General features: G+C 65.6%; 17 protein-coding genes and 1 tRNA gene. 15 read left to right on the top strand and 3 right to left on the bottom strand.

The genetic code is table 11. The features are described 5' to 3' along the window. Window positions 1-94 precede the first annotated feature (94 nt). Window positions 95-817: a ComF family protein gene (locus AMS67_RS09155; RefSeq protein WP_053387107.1), complete on the top strand. Its 723-nt coding sequence runs from the start codon at window positions 95-97 to the stop codon at window positions 815-817. A 96-nt stretch (window positions 818-913) separates the two neighbouring features. Further along, window positions 914-1,540 (top strand): ribosome hibernation-promoting factor, HPF/YfiA family, encoded by a 627-nt coding sequence (gene hpf, locus AMS67_RS09150; RefSeq protein WP_053387106.1) that lies wholly within the window; start codon window positions 914-916, stop codon window positions 1,538-1,540. A 51-nt stretch (window positions 1,541-1,591) separates the two neighbouring features. Here the strand turns inward: hpf and AMS67_RS09145 are convergent, their stop codons facing one another. Then, on the bottom strand, window positions 1,592-2,332 hold the full coding sequence (locus AMS67_RS09145; protein WP_053387105.1) for a polyprenol monophosphomannose synthase: 741 nt from the start codon (window positions 2,330-2,332) through the stop codon (window positions 1,592-1,594). Window positions 2,333-2,530: 198 nt separating this feature from the next. On the opposite strand from AMS67_RS09145, the gene secA reads away from it, so the two are divergent. From secA to AMS67_RS09125, 4 genes are all read left to right on the top strand, one after another. Further along, window positions 2,531-5,266 (top strand): preprotein translocase subunit SecA, encoded by a 2,736-nt coding sequence (secA, locus tag AMS67_RS09140; protein ID WP_053387104.1) that lies wholly within the window; start codon window positions 2,531-2,533, stop codon window positions 5,264-5,266. A gap of 61 nt (window positions 5,267-5,327) precedes the next feature. After that, complete coding sequence (locus AMS67_RS09135; RefSeq protein WP_053387103.1) at window positions 5,328-6,290, top strand: DsbA family protein; 963 nt, start codon at window positions 5,328-5,330, stop codon at window positions 6,288-6,290. Window positions 6,291-6,327: 37 nt separating this feature from the next. Beyond that, a tRNA-Thr gene (locus tag AMS67_RS09130) sits at window positions 6,328-6,400 on the top strand. 348 nt (window positions 6,401-6,748) lie between these two features. Beyond that, on the top strand, window positions 6,749-7,687 hold the full coding sequence (locus AMS67_RS09125; protein ID WP_053387102.1) for a DMT family transporter: 939 nt from the start codon (window positions 6,749-6,751) through the stop codon (window positions 7,685-7,687). 51 nt (window positions 7,688-7,738) lie between these two features. Here AMS67_RS09125 and AMS67_RS09120 read toward each other — a convergent pair whose 3' ends face one another. Both AMS67_RS09120 and msrB read right to left on the bottom strand, forming a co-directional pair. Beyond that, window positions 7,739-8,296 (bottom strand): nitroreductase family protein, encoded by a 558-nt coding sequence (locus AMS67_RS09120; protein WP_053387101.1) that lies wholly within the window; start codon window positions 8,294-8,296, stop codon window positions 7,739-7,741. Further along, the gene (gene msrB / locus AMS67_RS09115; RefSeq protein ID WP_053387100.1) at window positions 8,293-8,730 is read right to left on the bottom strand and encodes a peptide-methionine (R)-S-oxide reductase MsrB; all 438 of its coding nucleotides are present in this window, start codon (window positions 8,728-8,730) and stop codon (window positions 8,293-8,295) included. The genes AMS67_RS09120 and msrB overlap by 4 nt, the downstream gene beginning before the upstream one ends. A gap of 397 nt (window positions 8,731-9,127) precedes the next feature. On the opposite strand from msrB, the gene AMS67_RS09110 reads away from it, so the two are divergent. The 9 genes from AMS67_RS09110 to AMS67_RS09070 all read left to right on the top strand — a co-directional run bounded on the left by AMS67_RS09110 (window position 9,128) and on the right by AMS67_RS09070 (window position 25,266). Further along, complete coding sequence (locus tag AMS67_RS09110) at window positions 9,128-9,592, top strand: neocarzinostatin apoprotein domain-containing protein (RefSeq protein WP_053387099.1); 465 nt, start codon at window positions 9,128-9,130, stop codon at window positions 9,590-9,592. A gap of 71 nt (window positions 9,593-9,663) precedes the next feature. Next, window positions 9,664-13,578, top strand: a complete 3,915-nt coding sequence (locus tag AMS67_RS09105; RefSeq protein WP_053387098.1) for an HtaA domain-containing protein — start codon at window positions 9,664-9,666, stop codon at window positions 13,576-13,578. Between the two features lie 236 nt (window positions 13,579-13,814). Continuing rightward, entirely contained in the window at window positions 13,815-16,418 is a 2,604-nt protein-coding gene (locus tag AMS67_RS09100; RefSeq protein ID WP_053387097.1) for an HtaA domain-containing protein, read from the top strand. 132 nt (window positions 16,419-16,550) lie between these two features. Continuing rightward, window positions 16,551-18,062: an HtaA domain-containing protein gene (locus AMS67_RS09095; protein ID WP_053387096.1), complete on the top strand. Its 1,512-nt coding sequence runs from the start codon at window positions 16,551-16,553 to the stop codon at window positions 18,060-18,062. Between the two features lie 193 nt (window positions 18,063-18,255). Next, entirely contained in the window at window positions 18,256-21,159 is a 2,904-nt protein-coding gene (locus AMS67_RS09090; protein ID WP_053387095.1) for an HtaA domain-containing protein, read from the top strand. Window positions 21,160-21,218: 59 nt separating this feature from the next. After that, complete coding sequence (locus tag AMS67_RS09085) at window positions 21,219-22,157, top strand: HtaA domain-containing protein (protein ID WP_053387094.1); 939 nt, start codon at window positions 21,219-21,221, stop codon at window positions 22,155-22,157. Next, window positions 22,154-23,275, top strand: coding sequence for a heme/hemin ABC transporter substrate-binding protein (locus AMS67_RS09080; RefSeq protein ID WP_241488032.1), 1,122 nt, complete (start codon window positions 22,154-22,156; stop codon window positions 23,273-23,275). The genes AMS67_RS09085 and AMS67_RS09080 overlap by 4 nt, the downstream gene beginning before the upstream one ends. Window positions 23,276-23,389: 114 nt before the next feature. After that, the gene (locus tag AMS67_RS09075) at window positions 23,390-24,460 is read left to right on the top strand and encodes a FecCD family ABC transporter permease (protein ID WP_156316601.1); all 1,071 of its coding nucleotides are present in this window, start codon (window positions 23,390-23,392) and stop codon (window positions 24,458-24,460) included. Then, entirely contained in the window at window positions 24,457-25,266 is an 810-nt protein-coding gene (locus tag AMS67_RS09070) for a heme ABC transporter ATP-binding protein (RefSeq protein WP_053387093.1), read from the top strand. Before AMS67_RS09075 ends, AMS67_RS09070 begins: the two co-directional genes overlap by 4 nt. Window positions 25,267-25,361 lie beyond the last annotated feature (95 nt).

Here is a 25,361-nt window from a genome sequence, read left to right as displayed (position 1 = left end):
GCACACCGCATCGTTCGCGGTGCAATCAACGAGTTGTTCGGGCTCGGGATCGCCTGACGGCGATCGCGCACTGCTCGAGGGGCACGATCGACTCATGTCGCGCACCCCGCTCCGCTCCGCCCTCCGTGAACTCAGCCTGGACCTCGCCGCACTCGTTTGGCCGACCGCCTGCATGGCATGCGGTGCCGCCGACCGCGATTGCTGCGATGCCTGCGATCGAGAAGTGCGAGAGTGGCGCTCGCCGCAGGAATTCGACATCGCCGGTGTGCCCGGCATCGCCTGCGACCGGTACGACGGAGCACTGCGTGCCGTGCTCGTCGCGTTCAAGCACGACGGCAGGTACGGCTGCCGACGGCGAATCGCGGAGCGATTCGCGCCTGCGCTACGGGCCGCAATGCTGCGATCGCCGGAGGCGCCATTCATCGTTCCGATGCCGTCGCGTCCGCGCAGTGTGCGCCGTCGCGGGTACCACCATCTCGAAGTACTGATCGATGCTGCGCTCCGGCGGTCACCGGTGTGCGCACCGCGCCTGCGCGCGCTGCGCACGACACGGGGACGCAGCGGTCAAGTGGGCCTCAGCTCTGCTGATCGCGAGCGCAATGCGCGTCGCATCAGCGTGCGCCGTTCGATGGCGGCTCGAGTGCGTGGGCGCCCGATCGTGCTCGTGGACGACATTGTGACGACGGGCGCCAGCGTGCGTGCGGCGCGAGACGTGCTTGAGTCCGCGGGGGCGCGAGTGGTCGGTATCGCCGTCGTCTGCGTTGCTGTGCGCCGGGATTCCCTTGGAGATTCCGCAAAGATGTCGCCGAATCTCTGAGGAGGTGGAATCGCCGACGATGGGTGGAGTAGAGTTCGAGAAAGGCGTAACGGTGCGCCAAATGGCACACCCGCCCGAGGCTCCAGGGAGGTCACCATGGACGTGAACATCCGCGGCAAGAACGTCGGGATCACCGATCGGTTCGAGAACTATGTCGGGTCGAAAACCGACAAAGTCGAGGGGCTGCTGCCCCGGGCCCAGGCGTTCGAAGTGAGAGTCTCCAGGCAGAGCGACCGGAGCCCTCAGAACGGCGACCACGTCGAGATCACGTTGATCGGGCCGGGCCCGGTGATCCGAGCGGAATCCGCGGGTGGAGACAAGTACTCCGCGTTCGACATCGCCTATGGGCGCGTGCTTGAGCGCATTCGCCGCATGAAAGACAAGCGGCAAGATCGCCGTGGTCGCGGGCGCACCTCGCTCGCCGATGCCGCTGCGAACGACTTCGAAACGGTCGATGTGACCCCTGCTCCGCTTGAGGTGCTGGAATCCGTTGCGACCGGCAGCGTGCCCGTCGTCGAGGCGGAAGAGCCCGACTACACGCCCGTGGTCATTCGCACCAAGGAGTTCCCTGCCGAGCGCATGTGCGTCGAAGACGCTGTCGACCGCATGGAGCTCGTCGGCCACGACTTCTTCCTCTTCATCTCCGAAGAGACCGGGCATCCGAGCGTCGTCTACCGGCGCAAGGGCTGGAACTACGGTGTGATTTCGCTCAGCGAGGAGTAGCTCGCTCGCTCGCATGACCCTCCGCCGGCTGTTCGCGCGTCTTCGCGTCGATCAGCCGGCGGACCTGTGTGAGCGGCGCGCCTGCACACCCCAGCGCACAACATTGACGAATGCTTCAATCACGATGCCCAGCGACATTTTCGAACGACCATCGGCACGCTCGACGAACGTGATCGGAACCTCGGTGATGGGGCAGCCCAGACGTTCGAGCTGCCAGGCGGTCTCAATTTGGAAGCCGTACCCCTCGGAGTCGATGCCGGTGAGATCGAGCCGTGCGAGCCACTGCGCGTCGATCGCGCGGAAGCCGCTCGTCAGGTCGTGCAGCTCCGAGCGCAGAAGCTTTCGTGCGAAGGCTGTGCCCATGCGTGAGATCCAGCGCCGGTAGACGGGCCAGTTCACGATGCGTCCGCCGACGATCCAACGCGTGCCGATCGCCAACCCGGCTCCATCGTGCACCGCCGCGACCAACGCGGGGAGATCCGAGGCGAGGTGCGACCCATCCGAATCCATTGCCACGACCGTGCGGTAGCCCTCCGCAAGCGCGGTCGAGAAACCCAGCACGTATGCCGTGCCCAGCCCCAGTTTGCCCGCGCGGTGCTGCACGCGCACGCGCGGGTCAGCGCTGGCGAGGCGATCCGCCAGCGCACCAGTCCCATCGGGGCTCGCATCATCGATGATGACGATGTCGGCTTGCGGGAGATGCCCGTGCACGCTCGAAACGGCCGCCGCGAGAGACGCGATTTCGTTGTAGGTCGGCAGGATGACGAGGAGCTCGTGCGCTCGATGCGGCATGTCATCCTTCCTGCGAAGCGTGCGTCCAGGCGTGCTCGGATCGGGTGCGTCACGGAAAACTCCGTTGCCCCATCTTGGCATCTCCCCAGCCGCGACGCGGCAAGCCATTGCTAAGCTGAGGAGTTGTCACAATTTGGCAACGGCGGTGCACCTCATCCGAGGTGACTTCCACCGTGCAGAACGTACAGGAGAGACAACGTGGCGACAGTTCTCGAAAAGCTTCTTCGCGTCGGCGAAGGGCGCATCCTGAAGAAGCTCGAGCGGCAGGCAAAGCTCGTAGCGAATCTGGAGAGCACCTTTGCAGACCTCAGCGATGAGGAGCTGCGCGAGGAGACCACAGAGTTCCGCGAACGCCTGGAAAAGGGCGAGACGCTCGACGATCTGCTCCCTGAAGCGTTCGCCGCGGTGCGCGAGGCTGCGAAGCGCACGATCGGCCTCAACCCGTTCCCCGTGCAGATCATGGGCGGCGCGAACCTGCACCTCGGCAACATCTCCGAGATGAAAACGGGTGAGGGCAAGACGCTCGTCGCGACCATGCCGTCGTACCTGAACGCGCTCGCGGGCAAGGGCGTGCACGTCGTCACCGTGAACGACTACCTCGCCAGCTACCAGAGCGATCTGATGGGCCGCGTGTTCCGCGCGCTCGGCATGACCACTGGCTGCATCGTGTCGGGCCAAGACCCCGCGACGCGCCGTGAGCAGTACAACGCCGACATCACCTACGGCACGAACAATGAGTTCGGCTTCGACTACCTCCGCGACAATATGGCGTCGAGTGCTGAGGAGCGCGTGCAGCGCGGTCACTTCTTCGCCGTCATCGATGAGGTCGACTCGATCCTCATCGACGAGGCGCGTACCCCGCTCATCATCTCGGGCCCGGCATCGGGTGAGGCGAACCGCTGGTTCGGCGAGTTCGCACGCATCGCCCGCAAGCTCGAGGCCGGCGTCGACTTCGAAGTCGATGAGAAGAAGCGCACCGTCGGTGTGCTCGAGCCCGGTATCGAGAAGGTCGAGGATCACCTCGGCATCACGAACCTGTACGAGTCGGTGAACACCCCGCTGATCTCGTTCCTGAACAACTCGATCAAGGCAAACGCGCTGTTCACGCGCGACAAAGATTATGTCGTGCTCAACGGCGAGGTGCTGATCGTCGACGAGCACACCGGTCGTATTCTCGCCGGGCGCCGCTACAACGAGGGCATGCACCAGGCCATCGAGGCCAAGGAAGGCGTGCAGGTCAAGGCCGAGAACCAGATGCTGGCGACGGTCACGCTGCAGAACTACTTCCGTCTCTACGAGAAGCTCTCGGGCATGACGGGTACCGCCGAGACCGAGGCCAGCGAGTTCATGTCGACGTACAAGCTCGGCGTCGTACCGATTCCGACGAACCGCGGCATGCAGCGCAAGGATCAGCCCGACCTCGTCTACAAGAACGAGGAGGCGAAGTTCGCGCAGGTCGTCGTCGACATCGCCGAGCGCCACGAGAAGGGCCAGCCGGTGCTCGTCGGCACGACGAGTGTCGAGAAGAGCGAGTACCTGTCGCGTCTGCTCGCCAAGGCCGGCGTGCGCCACGAGGTGCTCAACGCCAAGAACCACGCGCGCGAAGCGGCGATCATCGCCCAGGCCGGCCGTCTCGGTTCGGTCACCGTTGCGACGAACATGGCCGGTCGCGGTACCGACATCATGCTCGGCGGCAACGCTGAATTCCTCGCGGTGCAGGAGATGGCCGCACGCGGTCTGTCGACCGACGAAGATCCGGAGGCCTACGAGGCTGCGTGGGACGACGTGTTCGCCGCGGTCAAGGAGACCGTGTCGGGCGAAGCCGCGAAGGTCATCGATGTGGGCGGGCTCTACGTGCTCGGCACCGAGCGTCACGAATCGCGCCGCATCGACAACCAGCTCCGCGGTCGTTCGGGCCGTCAGGGCGACCCGGGTGAGAGCCGCTTCTATCTCTCGCTCGGCGACGATCTCATGCGCCTCTTCAACTCGGGTGCAGCGGCAGCGCTGATGAACCGCGGCAGCTTCCCCGACGATCTCGCGATCGAGTCGAAGGTCGTCACGCGCGCGATTCAGAGCGCGCAGAGCCAGGTCGAGCAGCGCAATGCCGAGATTCGCAAGAACGTGCTGAAGTATGACGACGTTCTGGACCGCCAGCGCAAGGCGATCTACAGCGATCGCCAGCAGATTCTCGACGGCGAAGAGATCGAACCGCGCATCGACGCGTTCCGCGAGCAGACGATCGATGCGATCCTCGATTCGCACGGGCGCGATGACGACTGGGACTTCGACGCTCTCTTCAGCGATCTGCGCCAGGTCTACCCGGTCGGGCTCACCATCGACGAGCTGCTCGCCGAGGCAGGCGGTTCGCGGCGCGTCGATCGGGCGTTCCTCCGTCGCGAGATTCTCTCGGACGCCGAGGTCGCCTACGAGACGCGCGAACAGGCGCTCGGAGGCGAGGCGATGCGCGAGCTCGAGCGTCGCGTCGTGCTCGCCACGATTGATCGCCGCTGGCGCGACCACCTTTACGAGATGGAATACCTCAAGGAGGGCATCGGCCTCCGCGCAATGGCGCAGCGCGATCCGCTGGTCGAGTACCAGCGCGAAGGCTACAACATGTTCGAGGGCATGATGGGCCAGATCAAGGAGGAGTCCATGGGGCTGCTCTACAACCTCGAGGTCAAGGTGCGCCCCGCCGAAGGCCCGCAGGATCATGTGCACTTGGAGGGTGGCGGACTCGAAGCCGAGCAGACCACTGACCAGTCGAAGCTCAGCTACAGCGCTCCCGACGAAGACGGCGCGCCCGCGGTCAGCGGTGCTGAGGCAAAGAACTCCGCGTCGGGGAAGCCCGCTCAGCAGGCTCGCGGAGCATTCGGTCAGCAGACCGGAAACGGTACATCGAATCGCGCGGAGCGCCGCTCCGGCAAGAAGAAGTAAGGCGCTCGCGCCCTCCACACTGATCCGTGATCCGCTGCGGCGGACCAACTGAGAGATATTCATGGCAAACGAGACGAATCCCCGTCCCACGAAGAATGAGCGTCGCGCTCAGGCGCGCGAACAGGCAGCTGCTGCGCGCGTGCAGGAGAAGAAGCGGGAGAAGCGCAACCGCATCTTCCTGCAGGGTGGCATCGCCGTCGGTGTGCTCGCCGTGCTCGCGATCGTGGCGCTCGTGCTCACCCAGTCGATCAAGCCGGCGGGCCCCGGGCCCGAGAACATGGCATCGGGCGGCGCGGTCATCACCAAAGACCTCAAGGTCGTGTCGGGCCCGGCGCTCGAAGCCGGCGGAGACCGCGTGGCACCCGAGACCAACACCGATGAGCTGCCGGTCAACGTGACGCTCTACGCCGACTACATGTGCCCCTACTGCGGCCAGTTCGAGCAGCAGTACGGCACCATGTTTGAGAACTACGTCGGCTCAGGCGACGTGAACCTCGAGATCTACCCGCTCAACTTCCTCGACAACGCGTCGCTTGGCACGAAGTACTCGACCCGCGCGGCGAACCTCTTCGCCTGCGTGGTCGATCAGCAGCCCGACTACGCATTCAAGCTGCACAACACGCTGCTCAGCGCCGACGTGCAGCCGGCTGAAAGCACCACGGGTCTCACCGACGATCAGCTCGTCGAGCAGGCTGTGGCCGCGGGCGCTGAAGACACCACCGAGCTGCGCCAGTGCGTGAAAGACCGCCAGTTCGGCAGCTTCATCGCTGCGAACTACAAGCAGGTCAGCGAAGTGGGCATCCTCGGCCTCGCCAAGGGCGCCCAGCTGCTCAGCGCAGACGGCGTGACGCCGCAGGACGCCGACCAGCCGCAGCGACTCGTCAGCACCCCCACGGTGATCGTGAACGGTCAGCAGTGGAGCCAGAGCCGCGACGGCGACCTCGAGTCGTACCTGTTGAAGGTGAAGGGCGAGCTGGAGCAGAATCAGAAGAACGCGTCATCCGACGAGGACGACGCCAAGTAAGCTAGACCGGGGCGGCCGTTCGTCGGCCGCCCCCATTGCCGCCTTAGCTCATCCGGTAGAGCAGCGCCCTTGTAAAGCGCAGGTGGTCGGTTCGAGTCCGACAGGCGGCTCAAAGGCACCACGCATCGCGTGGTGACGCAGAGCCGGCGGCGCACACGGCGCCGCAACTCGCAAGGCACCACGCATCGCGTGGGGGCGCAGAGCCGGCGGCGCAACTCAGAAAAGGCCCCGCAATGCGGGGCCTTTCGCGTCGGTGCCTGTCGGTGTCCGCAGCCGAGACGGCTGCGGCGCTCGCCCTGCCGAGCGCCCCTCTTCTCGCCGAGTCCCTGCGATCTGCGCGCACACTTTGGGGGCGTTCGGCGACATCAGAGGGGCTCGACGGGCTGGGAAGCGGAACGGACGGGGCTGGGCTCGCAGGTGCCACCGGCCCGCCCGCGCACCGGAGTACTGTTGGGGGAGTGTCGCAATCGAAACTGCCCGTGTGGGCTGCTCTGGTCGGGTCGGGGCTCGCAGGCGTGCTCGTCGCCCTGCAATCCCGTATCAACGGCGGGCTGAGCCAGGAGCTCGGCAACGGGTACGTGACCGCTGCGGCGTCTTTCGGTTCGGGGCTCGTCGTGATGTGTCTTGCGATGCTCATTTCGCGCCGCGGCCGAGCGGGCCTGCGCCAGATACGTACCGAGGTGCGTTCCGGGTCACTGCCGCTCTGGACGCTCTTCGGCGGCGCGGGCGGCGCGTTTTTCGTGCTGGCCCAGGGGCTGGTCGCGCCGATCACGGGGCTCGCGCTGTTCACCGTCGGCATCGTTGCCGGCCAGGTGCTCGGCGGGCTGGTGCTCGATCGTGTGGGTCTGGGGCCGGGTGGTCGCATTGATCCCACCCCGATGCGTATCGCGGGCACCGCACTCGCGATCGTTGCAGTCGCACTGTCGGTCGGTCTGAGCGGCGTGCACGGCGTCTGGCTGATGGTCTTCCCGGTGGTCATCGGTGCGCTCGTCTCCGCGCAGTCGATGGTGAACGGGTTGGTGCGCGCAGCGGCTCAGAGCGCGATCACGTCGACCTTCGTGAATTTCGTCGTGGGCACAACGATCCTCGTCGTCATGGCAGTCGTATCAGTGGGGGTCACCGGCTGGCCGACGGAGTGGCCCACGGCACCGTACTTCTACATCGGCGGCATTATCGGCACGCTCTTCATCGCCATCGCGGCGATGCTGGTGCGCACCGCGGGTGTGCTGCTGCTCAGCATGTCGAATGTCGCGGGCCAGCTTCTGGCGTCGGTCGCGTTCGAGGCCGGGGTTCCGCTCGCGGGCGGGCTGACGCAGGGCATGATTGCCGGATCAGCGGTGGCGCTCCTCGCGGTCGTCATTGCCGCGCTTCCCGGCCGGCGAAGCTCCGCGGCCTGAGCGTCGGCATGGGCGGGCCGCGCAGCCGAGTGGCCGGGCTGCCCGGCGCCGCTACTTTGGAGCGCTCAGGTGCTTCGAGACATCGAGCGGCTTGCGCGGCTTCTCCTTGCGATCACGCTCCGGGATGCCGCCGACGTGCATCCAGCCGAGCAGGTACTCAGGCTTCTTGACCCCGAGCGCCTTGCGCACGGCCTTGCTGCGCGTGTGCGTGCCGCTCTTCCAGATCGACCCCCAACCCGACTCGTGCAGCAGGAGCCCGAGGAAGTGAGCGACGCCGTTCGCGACGGACTCCTGCTCCCACAGGGGCACCTTGCGGCTCTCGCGCGGGCTGACGACGAAGACGAGAATGAGTGGCGCCCGAGTCATCTTGGCGATCTGCTTGCCGCGATCCTCGCCTGATGCCTTGGCGAGCCCCTTCGCGAGCTTCTTCCTCGCCTTGCCGCGCAATTCGATCACGCGCCACGGGCGCAGCCGCGAATGGTCGGCGACGCTCGTCATCGCGCCGATGTACTCCGCGAGTTCCTCGTGGCTCGGTGCCTCATCGGTGACTCGGGAGTGGGAGCGGCGTCGTTTGAGCGCGCGGTAGGCCGGGCCGCCGAACTCGCTCATGCGGGGTCGGCGGAGGCGCCGGGCTCGAAGCTGAGCGAGAGCGAATTCATGCAGTATCGGTCACCCGTCGGGGTGCCGAAGCCGTCGGGGAAGACGTGGCCCAGATGCGAACCGCATTCGGCGCAGCGCACTTCGGTGCGCACCATGCCGAGGCTGCGATCTTCGAGCAGCTCGACGGCGCCGGGGCGCACGCTCTCGTAGAAGCTCGGCCAGCCGCATCCCGAGTCGAACTTGGTGCCGGCGACGAAGAGCTCGTTGCCGCAGGCGCGGCAGCGGTAGAGGCCGTCGCGTTCCTCATCGAGCAGCTCGCCCGTGCCGGCGCGTTCGGTGCCCTGATTGCGGAGTACCGCGTACTCCTCTGCGGAAAGCCGTTCGCGCCACTCGCTTTCGCTGAGCTGGAACGGGTAATCGGCCGAGTCGATCGGCTTGCTCATGGCGACCTCCGAGGGTTGATTGCGCCCGCCCAGTGTACGCCGCTGGGGTGCCCGAATGCTGGTGGCTGAACTCATGGGCGAGCGCCGCGAGCGAAACCTGGGAAATTGCTTGACGGGCACCGTGAGAACTGTTTAGTCTGATCTTGGTAAGGCTGACCTAATAAGACTGGGTTGGTTGGCAACGATGGAGCCGTTCGGTTACCGCGAACTGCCTATTCGTGTTCACTCTTGAGGCGATCGAGTCGGAGGAGCGAGCGTTCTCCGGTGAAGTGTTGAACGCTCGCTCCGATGGCCGAGGACCTTGAGCATGGCGCTCGAAATCGAGCTGCCATGTGCACGCGGAACGGTCACCCGGCCACTCCGCACTGTAACCCCAAAGTGAAGTGAGGACAAGAATATGACGCTGAAGACCCCCTTCGTTCGCTCGGCTCTCGCCGTTGTCGCCGCAGGTGCACTGCTGTTCGCTGGTGCTTCAGGCGCGCAGGCTGCGACGCTTTCGCTGGTCGGTACCGCATCGGTGACCCCCAGCAGCGGACTCGTGGATGACCAGACCGTTGCCGTCTCAGCATCGGGCTTCACCGACGGTGGATCCGGTGCCATTCGTGCCGCGGTCTGCGACGAAGACGCCTGGGTGAATAACGCCGAAGCACGTTGCTACATCGCCGCAGGCTACTTCGCTGCGAGCAGCGCCGGTGCAACGAGCCTCACCGGGACACTCAAGGTGAAGGAGAGCTTCAGCGGTTCGCATGCGGGGGCGCCCTACACCGTTGACTGCGCGGTCGACAATTGCGCGGTCGTGTTCTTCCGCCACGATCCCGCCTCAAGCACCTACTCGTACAACCTGCAGAGCATCGATTTCTAATCAGCTCCGGTGATGCGCCGCTCGGTCTTCATGACGGGCGGCGCATCCTGCATCGACTCGAAAGCACGCATATGCACCCCGCCATCGCCCATCGTCCCAGAGCGCGCACGAACCGTTTCACCGCGGCTGCCGTGTCGCTCCTCCTCGCTTTCGGAACGCTGGGAAGCCTCGGTATCAGCGCTGCGCACGCCGAGCCCGAAGCGCCTGCGGAATCCGGCGCAGTGAGCATTGACTCGGGAACGCTCGAGTGGGGGATCAAAGCCTCGCTGAGGAATTATGTCGGTGGGCCGGCCCCCGAGGGGCAGCTCGCCGGCACGCACGTCAGCGGCGGGGCAGCTTTCGACGAGCAGAACTCGTTTACGTTCCCACTTCGTGAAGGTTCGTTCTCGGAAGACGCGGGTACCTCGGTCGCGTTTGCGGGTGAGGTGCGCATGTTGGGCTACTGCAGCGGCGCAACAGCCGAGACGTGCACGCTCAACATCTCGATCTCGGATCTCGAGATCGTGCTCGGTCCCGAGGCGCGCACCCTGCTCGGCAACCTTACGAGCAAGAGCGCGGTCACCGGCGAGATCGTGGATTACGGGCGCATCGCGTTCGCAGACTTGTCGCTCGAGACCGCCCAACTCGACACCGACGGGACGACGACGCGCTGGAGCGGTATCAGCGCCGCTCTCACGGAGACGGGTGCTCAGGCGTTCGCCGGCTATTACGAGGCGGGCACGGTGCTCGATTCCATCGCGTTCGAGTACGCCGGCCCGGGGGCGCACCCCGGAGCCGAAACGTGGACGGAGCCCGGCACTGAGCTCTACACCGCCGGAAACGTGACGTCACTGGGGAGCGACGTATTGGCCTCGAGCTTCGAACGCGTGTATCCCCTCCGCGGTGGCACGCGTGTCGCAACGGTCGAATTCCATTCCCCCACTGGAGCCACGGGTACCGGAACCATGCGCATCGCGATGCGCGATACAACGACGCTAGAGACGATCGACCAGATCGAGTTCCCTGCGATGGATAGTCGCATGCGCTCCGGATTCGACGCGGATGCAGAGAGGATCTTCTTCTCGGTAACGAGCAGTGACTCCAGCACCATCATCGACAATTCGCTGCGCGTCGCGGCGTGGGATGAAGCGGCACGAGCGTTTGTCGTCACCGAAGTCGGAGCGCTCCCGAACGACGCGGTATGGATCGCAGATGTCGCGCTCGCAACCGCCAGCGTCCAGAGCATCGTCTGGAACCCGGTGCGCAACGAAGTGCACGTAGCGCTGCGAGGATCCGATCTCGCGAGCGAATCGCTGAAGCAGAACGAGCTGCACAGTTTCCACCAGAACGATGACGATTCGTGGATTGCATCTCCGGTCGAAACTCTGCCGAGCGCGAGCAACAACACGGCGGCCTATGCGGCCATGCAGGTCGAGGCGGACGGGTCATTGATCTCCCGAAAACTCGCATCCGCACGGACCGACCGCGAACCCAACTTCACCTCGATGTGGCGACTGTCGTTCACCGATGCCGGGGTCGACGTGGCTGACATCGCTGCGCCTCGCTACATCAACGGTCGAAATTACGTCGGGCTCGACCCGTTCATCGTGACTCAGACCGGTGTCTTCGGCGTGCGCACGGCGGCGAACGGCGGCCCGAACAGTGCTGTGCTGACCTGGAAAGACGGCGAACTGGTTCAGGCGGACCACGCGCCCGATATCGGAACGTACTCGGTGAACGCGCTTGCATACGACGAGCAGCGCAATCGAGTCTTCGGTGCGGCCGGCGATCGATCGACCGTGCTCGAATTCGATGATGCAGGTATTGCCAAGCGCATTGCCATCGAGGGCATGGCGACGAGCGGCATGTTCGCCGTTGCCGATGATCTGAGCGTATACACGACCATTCGCGACGCGCAGGGTGACTACGGGTTGGTGCGTTACCAATTGAACGTTTCGCCGACGATCACCGAGCAGCCGCAGGCGCAGACCGTGACACTCGCCTTCGGCGAGACAGAGGGAATCGCGACGTTCCGTGTCGGTGCGGAGTCGGTGCCTGAGGCCGATATCACTTGGCAACGTCGTGCCGCGGGAGCGGAGTCGTTCCTCACCATCCCCGACGCTCGTGGCGCCGAGCTGGAGACAGTTGTCGGTGCACACGACCACGGGGCGGAATATCGGGCGGTCGTTGCGAACCGCGCTGGAGCGATCGCCAGCGAGGCGGCAACGGTCACCGTGCGCACCGCTCCGCAGTTCTTGCAGCAGCCGGTGTCGCTCTCCGTCTTTGACGGTGACACTGCGGTGTTCACTGCGACGCCGGTGAACGCGGCAGACGGCTCGCAGCGCTGGGAACGGCTGGAAGGTGAGGAGTGGGCCGAAATCGTGGAGGACGCGACCTACCAGCCCGATGGCTCGAAGCTCTCGGTTGTGGCGTCAGACGCGATCTCGGGCCAGCGGTTCCGCTCCGTGCTGACGAACGAGGTCGGCGAAAACATCTCGGACACCGTGACGCTCACGGTCGTGCCGAAGGGAACGATTCCCGAGGGCGGATTGACGTACACCGGGGTCGGGTTCGAGTGGGACGGAAATGCTGAGTTGCAGCACCTCGCTCCGACGCGCGTGGCGAACCACTTCAGTGCGGGTGTCTCCGACGGCACCGCCGCGTCGTATCGCAGCTCCGAGGGAAACGTGCGCATCGTGCACGAAACGGCGGGTCAACGACTCGAAGCGCAGTACGACAATCGCGAGTCGTTCATTGCCGCGGGTGGTCGGCAGCTCGTGGAACTGTCGAACGGGAGTGCGCTGGTACAGGCGGACGGCTCTGCCGTCGTGCGTTGGGAAGGTTCTTGGTCGGTCAACATGTACGGCGGACTCGTGCCATTCACGGTGTCCGACCCGGTGCTCGAAGTAGCGGCCGACGGTACCGGCACGCTCAGCGGTGATCTGGCGGGGTACGCCGGCGACATGGCGAACCCCGATCAGAAGACGCCGCTCGAGCCGGTTGCCGGCGCAACGATCGCGACGTTCACCGGGATGACTCTCGACACACTGAATGCCGATACAGTGACGCCCGACTATCGCGGTGTCTCCGTTGAGATCCCATCAGGTGTCGCCGCGGCGCAGTCGCGCACCGGGGCTGATTGGGGAGCCTGGCCGCAGTCATTCGTGAACTTCCAACTCGCGACCGGCCTCTCGTCGTACTGGTACTCCTCGGGAGGCTCCGCGGATGCCAACAAGGTGGCGAATCCTTTCATCGTCGACTTCTCATCGGCGAAGGCAGAACTGCCGGTCATTTCGGTCTCGGCGCCCCGGATCACCCAGCAGCCGCAGTCCACGACCGCGCAGGTGGGGGGTCGCGCTGAGTTCACCGCGGCGGCTTCGGGGGAGCCGAGCCCGACCGTGCAGTGGCAGAAGCGAGCCGCGACTGCCGTACCCGAGGCTTCACGAGCGACTGCGCTCGCCGCAGCCGATGACGGCTGGACGGACATCACCGGTGCGACCGGTGCGGAATACACGACGCCGTTCCTCGTCCCCGAGGATGTGGGGGCGTGGGAGTTCCGCGCGGTGTTCACCAATAGCGAGGGCAGCACCGCGACTGATGCTGCGTCGCTGTCCGTCGCAGCCATCGATGCGGAGAGCGACGCCGAAGCAGATTCCGGGGCAGCCGGGTCGGCGGATGCCGGTGCCGGCACCGCAGGCGGAAGCGAGGGCGGCGTCACGGCAGGCGCGAGTGCGAACGGCGTCGGCAATGCGAGCGGAAGTGCCGCTGAAGCCTCGGGCACGAGTGGGGGTTCGCCGCAGCCGGGCTCGTCGGAGAGCACTGGTACACGGAGCACTCAGGCTGACTCCCAGGGCGGTTCGGGCGACCTCGCCCGAACGGGCGGGTCGGAAGTGGGCACGTTGACCACAGCTGCGGTGCTCGCATTGCTACTCGGGAGCGGAGTCGTTGTGCTGGCGCGTCGACGCTCGGGTGCGGAACGAGACGCGATCCGGCACGAACAGCACTGATCGCCACGAGCCGTGGCCGATGCGGGAGCCGAACGCGCTCTGCATCGGCCACGGCTGTTTCGTCGACTGTGCGAGTGCTGCACGGACGCCGAACGCCACGTGCGAGTTGCAACATCCGATGAAAATCGTCAGACTAGACGCGGTGCTGTGGGTTAGGTGAGCCTCAGCTCAGTCCGATGAGTGTGTTGCTGCATGCGCGGCGGCCGATTCTTGATCAGAAAAGGAGTGCTTTCTTCATGACTGCACAGAAGAGTTGGCGCCGCCTGCTCGCGACTGCGACGGCAGGTCTGCTCGTCGCCGGTGGCGCAGTACTGGTGCCCGCAGCAGCGAACGCCGCACCGGGTGAGGGCGTCGTTGCAGATGCGACCCTGAGCTGGGGCGTCAAGACGTCGTTCCGCAACTACATCACGAGCCCGATCGCCAAGGGCACGGCCACGGTGCTCGGCGCGACGACCGGTGACGGGCCCTACTCCTGGACAGGCGGAACGGGTTCCGCGAACCTCGATGGTTCCGACCTCGACATCGCGTTCGGCGAAAACGACGGCGTGCACTTCCAGGGCCACGCGAGCGGTGACGACTTCATCCTCGACCTCGCGTTCACGCAGCCGCAGATCAAGATCACCTCGCCGACGACGGCCGAGTTCTACCTCGACGTCGACGGTCGCGAGTACGTGGATACGACCACGGTGGGCGACACCTACTCGCTCGACGACGTGCACTTCGCCGACGTCGTGCTTCCCGCCCCCACGGTCAGCGGATCGTCCTACACCTGGACCAACGCTGCAGCGACGATGACCCCTGAGGGCCTCGCAGCCTTCGGCGGCTTCTACAACGCTACGACTGCGGGACTCGACCCGATCACCTTCACGGCTCCGATCGCGGCGGTTCCGGCGACGGAGACCACGACCACGCTGAGCGCGAGCACGCCGACCGCCACCGCCGGTGACGCAGTCGAACTGACCGCGACGGTGGCTCCCGCAGCTGCCGCAGGCGCTGTGACCTTTAGCAACGGCGCGACCGCAATCGGATCGGCCGTCCCCGTTTCGAACGGTGTCGCGAAGCTCTCCACCAGCGATCTTCCGGTCGGTGAGAACGCTATTACCGCGACGTTCACCCCCACTGATGCCGCGTCGTACGCCGCGTCGACGTCGTCCAGCTCGGTGGTCACGGTCACCGAGAAGAAGGTGTGGGCACCGAAGATCGAGGTCTTCCAGGCCGATGGTGTGACCCCCGTAGGCAACACGCGCGTCTCGGCTGGCGACAAGCTGGTCGTCAAGGGGTCGGGCTTTGATCCTGAGGCCAACGTTGGTGGTCGTGGTGTGCCGATTCCGAACACCTTGCCCCAGGGCACCTACGTCGTGTTCGGCGAGTTCGGCGAGAACTGGCAGCCGTCCAAGAACGCAGCTTCGACGGAGCGCGTGGTGGCGGCTCAGGGCTGGGTATTGACGGAAAACACCGTCGACCAGATTCCGACCAACTTCCAGTCAGCGGTGCGCGGTCAGTGGGTCGAGTTGAACGCTGATGGCTCGTTCGAATGGACGGCGACGCTGCAGAATCGCGACGCGTCCAAGCCAGCGACGACCAATGGCAGCTACGGTGTCTTCACCTATGGCGCCGGTGGCGTGAACAACGCCTCGCAGGAGCAGGCCGTGCGCGTCAACTACGGCGCTCCGCTCGTCGCGACCACGACCACGTTGTCGTCGAACGCTGCCAGCGTGTTGCAGGGTGATGATGTCGAGCTGCGTGCCGAAATCTCCCCGGCTGATCAGGCAGGCACCGTGCAGTTCTTGAACGGTTCCGTCGCACTCGGCGCGCCCGCGCAGGTGCAGGGCGGCGTTGCGACGCTGACCACCGCTCAGCTGCCCGTGGGCACGAACGAGATCACCGCGAAGTTCACCCCGGCTGACGCCGCGAATGTGATCAACTCGACCTCCAACGCCATCGAGGTGACCGTTGCCGTCAAGCCCGCGATCACCATCGGTGGTCAGGAGCCTGGTGCGGCTCAGGTGCGTCAGGGCGAAGCCGTGGAGTTCGCCGTCGGGCCGTACGCCGAGGGCAACGAGTTCGAGGTCTGGATCGATCCTGCCGTTCCGGCGGCACGTGTTGCCGCGGCAGCCGATGCGCCCGCAGCGAACGAGCCGATCCAGCTCGAGAACGTCGTGGTCGATAGCTCGGGCGTGGCCGCAGTGAAGTGGGACGTTCCCGCCGACTTCGCGCTTGGCGATCACGTCATCGAGGTGCGAGGCCTGAACGTTCCCGCGACTCTGCGCGCGAACTTCACCGTTTCTGAGGCCGCTCCTCAGATCACTGAATCGACCACCACGCTGACCACTTCAGCCACGGTGGGCGGCAGCCCGAAGGGTGTGGAGTTCACCGCGACGATCGCACCGTCCACCGCGACCGGCACCGTGACCTTCACGAACAACGGTGCATCGATCGGCACTGTCCCGGTCGAGGCCGGCATCGCGAAGGTGACCACCGACCTCGTCAACGGCAACAACGTCATCGTTGCGTCCTTCGCATCGAACGACGAGTCGGTTGCCGGCTCGGTGTCGAATTCGCTCGAAATCAACGTGACCATCACCGACGGCACCGCGGGTTCCGGCTCGAACGGTGCGGCTGATGGAGGCGCGAACGGTGCTGGCACCGGCGCGAACGGCTCGGGCTCCGGCAACACCGGCGGCACGGTCGACTCAGTGGTCACCAAGCCGGCCGTTGCCGGCGCCAAGGGTCTCGCGACCACTGGTGGCGGTGACTTCACCGGCCTGCTCGTCGGCGGCGCCTTCGTGCTGCTGCTCGGTGCCGGTCTGATGATCGGACGCCGACGCGCAACTGCGTAACGCGAACGCCACGCAGTTGCGGCCCTGCCATGCTCTTCGGAGTGCGGCAGGGCCGCAACTGTTTCGCTGCATCTACAATCGATGAGGACGAACCCGCTTGGGTGATCCCTCGACCTCACCAGGAGCCCGCTCATGTCTCTGCGATCCCGTCTCCGTGTCGCACTCGCGATTATTGCCACCGGCACGATCGGGTTGACTGGTGTCAGCGCCGTGTCATCCGTCGCCTCGGCCGATGACTCGACCGTGGCTCCGCTCGCCTCCGGCGTTGTGATCTCCGACGGCGGCCTGAACTGGGGTGTGAAAGAGTCGTTCCGGAGCTACCTCACCGGCCCGATCGCGCACGGTTCGATCAGCGCGTCAGGCGGGGCGACGTTCGACGGCTCGAACTTTCACTGGAACGCCGGTTCGGGCGTGATTTCGGACGCTCTGGACACTGCGCAGATTCAGTTCCCCGCTGAGGCGTCGATCCACTTCCTCGGTCATGGGGGAGCACTCGACGTGACGCTTTCACACCTGGCAATCCAGATCGAATCTCCGACGAAAGCTGTCTTGGTGGCAGATGCGGCGGGTGTCGCGCTCAGCGGCGAGGCCTATGATCTGCACGCGATGCGGGTTGCCACGATGACGTTAAACCAGCCCGTCATCGCTTCGGGCACCGCAACCTGGTCGGCGGCGCCGACGGTTCTGGCGCCCGAGGGTGTTCCGGTCTTCGCGAACTTCTACACGGCGGGAACCGCAATGGATCCCGTGACCTTCTCGGTGCGGGTGCCGGTCGCCGCCACGAGTACCCAACTCAGCGCTTCGCCGGTGACGTCAACGGTGGGAACTGCGGTGACGGCGCGTGCCACCGTGCTGCCCGCGGGGGCCTCGGGCACGGTGCAATTCACTGAGCAGGGCAAGCCCGTCGGAACGCCGGTCGTCGTGACGAACGGTATCGCCACGAAGTCACTCTCGTTCAGCACAGCGGGCGCACGCACGCTCGGTGCAGTCTTCGTGCCGAGCAACTCGCTGAGTGTCGCAGGCTCATCGGCGCAGGCGTCGGCTTCAGCCAATGCGAAGACGACAACGACCATTAAACTGAGCCCGAGCACGGTTGCGTACAACGGGGCTGAGACCATCACCGTAGGTGTGAAACCCTCGGCGAGTGGGGCGGTCGCTACCGGCATCGCAACCGTGACGGTCGCTGGGAAACGCTACTCCGCCTCCGTGCAGAATGGCGCTGCCGTGTTCAGAGTGAATGCGCCAGTTTCGGTGGGTGCCCAGACCGTGACCGCATCATTCGCTCCGGCGACGGGGTCGTATGCGCTCGCTTCGGCAGCTTCGGCACAGCTCAAGGTCACGAAAGTCACGCCATCGGTCACGGCGAAGTTTGCCAAGCCATCAGTAACGACGAAGCAGGCCGCGCAGGTCACTGTGGGGGTGAAGGTGCCAGGGGTCCTCAAGGCGCAGGCCTCGAAGCTGCGCGTTGAGGTGTATGACGGGTCGAAGAAGATCGCGACGTCGACGCTGAGCTCTGCGGGAACGGCAGCGGTGAACTTGCCGAAGTTGTCTGCCGGCTCGCACAAGGTGAAAGTGAAGTTCGTCGGCAGCGCGAACCTCAACGCTGCGTACAGTGCGGTCGCAACGCTGACGGTGAAGAAGTAATCGCTTGCGCCCGGGCGGCCTGCTGCTCGAGTGCAATTTCAGTCGTGCGAACAGCCGGAAAACTTGCATCATCTGATGAGGCGGACCAGACTAGAAGTTGGATTACTTAGGTGAACCTCACCTTGGGCAGACATTGCGCCGAGTGAGTGAGGAGCGAAGGATCCGGTCGACGTCGTCTCACAAAGGATTATTCGTGTCTGCTCGCACGCGCTTCATCAGAACCAGCTCCCTCGGGATCATTGGACTGCTCGTAGCTGGTGCGGTGTACAGCGGCGGATCGGCGGCGTACGCCGTCGATGGATCAGTCGGAGGCTCGATCGGCGCAATCGAATCGGTCGACGAGGCGTCGTCGGCCAGCGAGGTGACGAACGACCCCGCGGCCGATGCGTCGGACCCGGCGTCGGTTGCCAATGGCGCAACTGAGATTGAGGCGCCCGCAGCCCCCGCGCCGGTCGCGGACGCGGCCCCGGTCGAGGTGGCCCCGGCGCCCGAGGCGACCGTGCTCCCTGAATCAACCGACGTGACCGAGCCCGTCGATGCCGCGGCGGTACTGGACGTACCTGCTCCGAACGCGGCCGACACCGCGACGTTGCAGTGGGGCGGGAAAACGTCGTTCCGCAACTACATCACGAGCCCGATTGCCAAGGGAACGATCACCACACTTGGCGCGACGACAGGGACTGACACCTTCTCGTGGACCCGCGGATCGGTTGTGGAACCAGTGGGCAATGATGCCACCGGACTCGAAATCGAATTCGGTGCTGCGGACGGCGTGCATTTCCAGGGACACGCCAGCGGCGACGACTTCATCCTCGATCTTGCCTTCACGCACCCGAAGATCAAGGTGACCTCCTCGACAACGGCCGAGTTGTATCTGGACGTGGATGGTCGCGAATTCGTCGACACTACGACGGTGGGCGACTATTACTCGCTCGACGACGTGCACTTCGCCGATGTCACTCTGCCGGCTTACACACAGAGCGGCTCGACGTACACGTGGGCCAACGCCGACGCAACGATGACCGCAGATGGGCTTGAAGCGTTCGGCGGTTTCTACAACGCGACCACCGCGGGCCTGGACCCGATCACTTTCAGCGCCGACATTGAAACCCCGGTCGAAGGGCCGAAGGGAGCGGAGACGAAGCTCGCACTCTCCGGCACTCAGTCCTCGAAGTTCGTCGGGGCAGATGTTGCGCTCGAGGCGAAGGTGACGCCGGCCGAAGCGCTGGGTACGGTGCAGTTCACCGAGAACGGCATCGCGATCGGAGCGCCGGTGGCCGTGCAACGCGGAAGCGCGAAGTACACGGTGAAGCCGACGAAGGCGGGCAACTTCGAGTACCGTGCGTCGTTCACGCCGACGGATACGAATCAGTTCTTGGCATCGAAGTCCGTCGATCCTGTCACGGTGAGTCTCACCGAAGAGGTCACCGGCACGAAGGGCACCCTGCAGTGGGGCGTCAAGGAGTCCTTCCGCTCCTACATCACCGGCAACATTGCGCATGGTGAGATTCTGGCGAGCGGCGGCGCGAAGCAGGCGAACGGCAATGGTGTCTTCACCTTCCCGCAGGCGTCCACTGAGAAGTGGAACGGGAAGACTGGTTCGGTGAAGTACGCCGGAACGGTGAATTTCACGGGCCACGGTGGCATCCTCAATGTTGATGTTCGCAATCCGGAGATCATCGTGAAGAACGAGAAGTCCGCTGAATTGCGCATTCCATTCGGCACGAATCAGACCTTGACCGTGGCGACGATCGACCTGAGCAAGGCAACGCGCAGCGCGCTCGCCGGCGGTGCGGTCAAGTTCGAGAACGCGAAGGCGACGCTGACCAACGACGGTTCGAGCAAGTTCTTCAGCTACGAGTTCGAACCGGGTGAACTGACCGAGTTCTACAAGCCCGGTCAGCAACTTGACGATATGACGTTCATCATCGGGGCCGACAGTGGGGCGAAGCCGTCCGAGCCCACGACGAACCCGTCGAAGCCGACGACCCCGTCGAAGAACGATCCCGCGACCCCCACCGCACCCGTCGCGACCGATGGTGCGGCTGCCGGGTCGATGAATTGGGGAGTTTCCTCGTACTTCGTCGGCTACACCACGCAGAAGTCGGGCCCGTCGTGCCCGACCGCGGGCAAGCACTGCGCCGGTGGCTCCATTGATCAGTCCGGTGTGGGCGGCGACGCCGGGTCGGGCTGGTCGTTCCCGCAGGCCGTGAGTTCCAGTTGGAACACGGCTGCGCAGACGGGCACCGTGCAGTACTCGGGTTCGGTGCTGTTCAAGGGCTACGGGCAGACCATGTTCCAGGTCGTGAACCCCTCGATCACGGTGAACAGCGCAAGTTCGGCGACGCTTTCGACCGGTAACAGTACCCGCTACGGCCCCCAGTCGGTGCAGCTGAACCTCGCGAGCGCTGCGAAGTCGGTCGGCGCCAGCGGTGAGGTGACCTGGAGCGGAGTCACTGTTGAGGGATCAATGATGGGCATCTCCGACAGTCAGGTGATCGGCTTCGACAACCTGAGCTTCACTGTCGGCTCTGCCGCGCAGGTCAGCTACGGGTCCGCCTCGGCGGGCGAAGGCGCGAAAGACAAGAAGACCTACACCCCGGCGGCCACGGCTCCGGCGACGACTGGCGTCACGGTGCTCACCGACGCGGAGAAGATCAAGCCTGGCGGGCGCATCGAGATCGAGGCCTCCGGGTTCGACAAAGACGACGAGGGCGTGCTGGTCGTGCTCTATTCCGATCCGATCGTGCTCGACGATGCAGCGCAGGCCGACGAGAACGGTGTGGTGCGCTGGTCGGGAACCCTGCCGAAAGACGTGACCGGCACGCATACGATCACGATCCAGGGCAGCACGAATGCGGGCGCCGTCATCGACATCGTCGAACCCGAGAAGAAGAAAAAGGCTTCGCAGTCGCGGGCGCAGCAGGGCACGCAGCTTGAGACGCAGGCGGTGCAGGATCGCGCCATGTCTGCCGGGTTCCTCCCGACCGCGGGCGGCATGGCACTCTGGGAGTGGTGGGCGAGTGCCGGTGGTCTCGTCGCGATCGCTGCCTGCATGACACTCCTCGCGATCCGCCAACGTCGGAGTGCGCGATGACGCTCCGCTGGAGCGCCCCACACCCTCTTTCCGTACTTCAGAACACAGGAGATCCATCCGTGAACGCCCGAATTCGTCGCTCCGGCGCCCTCCTCGCCGGGGCCGCAATGATCGGTGGGCTGCTGCTCGCCCCGACCGCCGCCCAGGCGCAGCCGGTGCGCGCTGAGAACGCCGCATCCGGCACGTGCGAGGTCACCGGCGGATCGTTCACCTGGGGAGTGAAGGAGAGCTTCCGCGCTTACATCAGCGGCAGCATCGCCAACGGATCGTGGGAGGAATCCGACGGAGCGACCTACGAAACTCCCTACTTCTCATGGAGTGGTGCGACGGGCAGCATCGATCCCGAGACCGGAGAGGGCGCCGTGTCGTTCACGGGCACCGTTCACTTCACCGGCCACGATGGCGTGCTCGACCTCACGTTAGCGAACCCGACCATCGAGTTTGAAGGCGACGGCACGGCGGCGCTGCTGCTCGATGCGCGCAGCAACGACATGGAGGGCAAGGTCGCGATTGACGCGACGCAGGAGTGGGTCGGCGACGTCACGGTGCCGGATCAGCTCGGCGTGAGCGACAACGCGCTGCAGCTGCAAGACCTGCCCACGAAGCTTACGAATTCAGGGGCGAAGGCGTTCGCCGGATTCTACGAGGCAGACATCGATCTCGACCCGATCGCGGTCGACCTGCAGTTCGCGAGCTGCGCGGATTCTGCCGGTGGGGAGGTCGCTGCATCCGACGCTGCGGATGCGAGCGATGCCGTGGCCACGACCGACGCCCCGGTGGCGACGCAGACTCCCGTACCGGCTCAGGCGTCGAACGATATCCCCTGGCTTCCGATCATCATCGGCGGCGTCGCGATCCTCGTGATCGGTGTCACCGGCGGCATCCTGCTCGGTGGGCGCAAACCGAAGCCTGCAGCGCCGGCCGCTGCACCGCAGTCGGAGGCGCCGCAGCAGCCGAACCCGCAGGCGACTGACAAGCTGTTCGGAGACCAGCAGTGATCCGCGGTCGACGCATCCCGGCAACGGCAGCAGCGATCCTGACCGCTGCACTGCTGCTCGCAGGGTGCTCGACTGCCGGGAACGGTGGGGGAGATGCGGCCTCGGGCGCGTCTGCGCAGCCCTCGGTGCCGCTCGCCGAGTTGCAGACGCTCGACGACCCGAAAGCATATGAAGGGCCCTCGACGGCGGTGCTGCAGCACTCCGAGATCGAGCCGATTGCCGAGAACCCGGTGCAGACGCTGCCCGCCACCGTGCCGTCGTACGCGACCGACGGGTCGAGCAGCGACGTCGTCATCGAGTCGACCGACAAGGTCGTCGCCGCTGATCTCGGCGGCAACATCTCCGTGACGATCGCCGGCCTCGGCTTCGCCGACAGCCTCGTCGGTGTCGATCAGTCGACCACGCTCGAGAGCCTGAGTGATCTGCCGCGGGTGACCAGTGGGGGCCACACGGTGAACGCCGAAGCGATCATCGACCTGCACCCCGACCTCGTGATCACCGACGGCACGGTCGGCCCGCGCGACGTGATCGAACAGCTCCAAGACGTGGGCATCCAGGTGGTCTTCGTGCAGAACGAGGCTTCGTTCGCCGGCGCCGAGGATCTCGCGCGGCAGGTCGCTGCGATCTACGGCAGCCCCGAGACCGGGGAGCAGCTCGCCCAGCGCATCGCGAGCGAGGTCGACGCGAAGAAGGCGGAGATCGCGAAGATCGCTCCGGCGAATGCCGACGGCAAGCTGCGCATCGCGTTCGTCTACCTGCGCGGCACCGCCGGCGTGTACTACCTCTTCGGCAAGGAGTCGGGGGCCGATCAGCTGATCGAAGCGCTCGGCGGGGTCGATGTCGCCACCGACATGGGCTGGGACGGCATGAAGCCGATGACCGACGAGGCGCTCGTGAAAGCGAACCCCGATCTCATCCTCGTGATGACGAAGGGCATCGAGTCGGTCGGCGGCGTCGACGGACTGCTCGAGGAGAAGCCGGCCATCGCCGTGACCACCGCGGGCGAGCACCGTCGGTTCGTCGATATGGAAGACGGCACGATTCTCTCATTCGGGCCGCGCTCGGCCGACATTCTCGACGCCCTCGCCCGGGCGATCTACGCGCCCGCGGCCGAATAGGCCGCCACCCGACTGCGCGTCGCGGCGTCGATACAATAGAACACTGTGTCGGCGCCCACGCGGCTCCAGCGGCACTTTCGGCTCACGCCGCTCCCACCGCACAGAAAGCATCACGTGACGAACGCCACCCAACGGATCCTCGGTCGCCGCAGCGCGGGCCGCGGAGCCATCGTCATCATCGCGGCGGCGATCCTGCTCGCGATCGGCATCGTGCTCTCCGCCGGAATGGGGCAGCTCTCAATCGGACCCGCTGAGGTCATCGGCTCCATTCTGCAGAAGCTCGGGATCACCAACAGTTGGGCGCCCACCGACGATCTGATGGATCGTACGCTGTGGCAGATCCGCTTCCCGCGCGTCGTCATGTCGTTGCTCGTCGGTGCAGCACTCGCCGTTGCGGGCGCCGTGATGCAGGCGATCTTCGGCAACCCGCTCGCGGAGCCCGGCGTCGTCGGCGTGTCATCGGGCGCAGCGCTGGGCGCCTCGGCGTCGATCACGCTCGGCGTCACCGCCTTCGGCAACTGGACGGTCGCGGTCTTCGCGTTTGCCGGCGGGCTCGCGGCCACTCTCATCGTCTACCTCACCGCGCGGGCCCAGGGGCGCACCGAGATCGTCACGCTGCTGCTGACCGGCGTCGCGATCAACGCGTTCGCCGGGGCCGGTATGGCCCTCTTTACGTTCATCGGCGACACCGCCAGCCGCGAGCAGATCGTGTTCTGGCAGCTCGGGTCGCTCAACGGATCGCGCTGGAACGAAGTCGTCATCGTTGCGGTCGTGGCCGCGATTGCCGCGTTCGTGGCGATCCTGCTCGCCGACCAATACGACCTGCTCTCGCTCGGCGATCGCACCGCGGCCCACCTCGGCGTGCGCGTGGAGCGCCTGCGCATCGTGTCGATCGTGCTCGTGTCGCTGCTGACGGGCGTCGGCGTCGCCTTCGTCGGTGTCATCTCGTTCGTCGGTCTCGTCGTGCCGCACCTGATGCGCATGATTCTGGGGCCATCGCATCGTATGCTGCTGCTGGCATCATTGCTCGGCGGCGGCGTACTGCTGATCTACGCCGACCTGCTGGCGCGCACCCTCGTCGACGGTGCAGACCTGCCAATCGGCATGCTCACGTCGCTCGTCGGCGGGCCGTTCTTCTTCTGGCTGATCCGCCGCAACCGTAAACGCGCAGGAGGATGGGCATGAGCGTCTCGACGACTCCGGAGCCCCGCCCCGGCGAGGTCGCACAGCAGGTCACCGGTGTGAGTTATCACGTCGGTGAGCTGGCGATCCTCTCCGAAGTGACACTCGATGTGCGCTACGGCGAGGTGCTCGCGCTCGTCGGCCCGAACGGCGCGGGGAAGTCGACGCTGCTCAGTGTGCTGTGCGGCGATGTGACCCCGAGTGCCGGGTCGGTGACGTTCGACGACCGGGCGATGCATGCGTGGCCCGCCCGCGAATTGGCCCGCGCCCGCGCGGTGCTGCTGCAGGCGAACCAGGTGGCGTTCTCGTTCACCGCGCAGCAGGTCATCGACATGGGGCGCGCGCCGTGGATCGGCACGCCCCAGTCTGAAGATGACGAACGCGCAATTCGTGACGCCACGGTTGCGGCCGACGTCTCCCACCTCACCGGTCGCGGGTTTCCGCATCTCTCCGGTGGCGAGAAAGCGCGGGTATCGCTCGCTCGTGTGCTCGCTCAAGAGACCCGTGTCGTGCTGCTCGATGAGCCGACGGCCGCGCTCGATCTCAAACATCAAGAGGCGGTGCTGCAGATCGCGCGGCAGCTCGCCGCGGCCGGTCGCGCCGTCATCGTGGTGCTTCACGACCTGTCGCTCGCTGGTGCGTACGCTGACGAGGTGGCGATTCTCGCGGGAGGTGCGCTCGTCGCACGCGGCGCGCCCGGTGCAGTGCTCACCGAGCAGCGCATCGCCGACGTCTACGGTGCGCCCGTGCGGGTGATCCCGGACCCCGACACGGGGCGACCGATTGTGATTCCGCGCCGCAATCACTGACCCTGTCATCGAACTGGCAGGTCATGACAGGTAGTGTGGGGGCATCTCGCCCCGCAAACGGCGTGCGGAGAGCACGGCAGCAACAAACCCAGACA

The sequence above is a fragment of the Leucobacter japonicus genome (assembly GCF_001273855.1).
GTDB classification, from domain to species: domain Bacteria; phylum Actinomycetota; class Actinomycetes; order Actinomycetales; family Microbacteriaceae; genus Leucobacter; species Leucobacter japonicus.
Note: the sequence above shows the minus strand (reverse complement) of the source record. Positions and strands in the feature narration are given on the sequence as shown.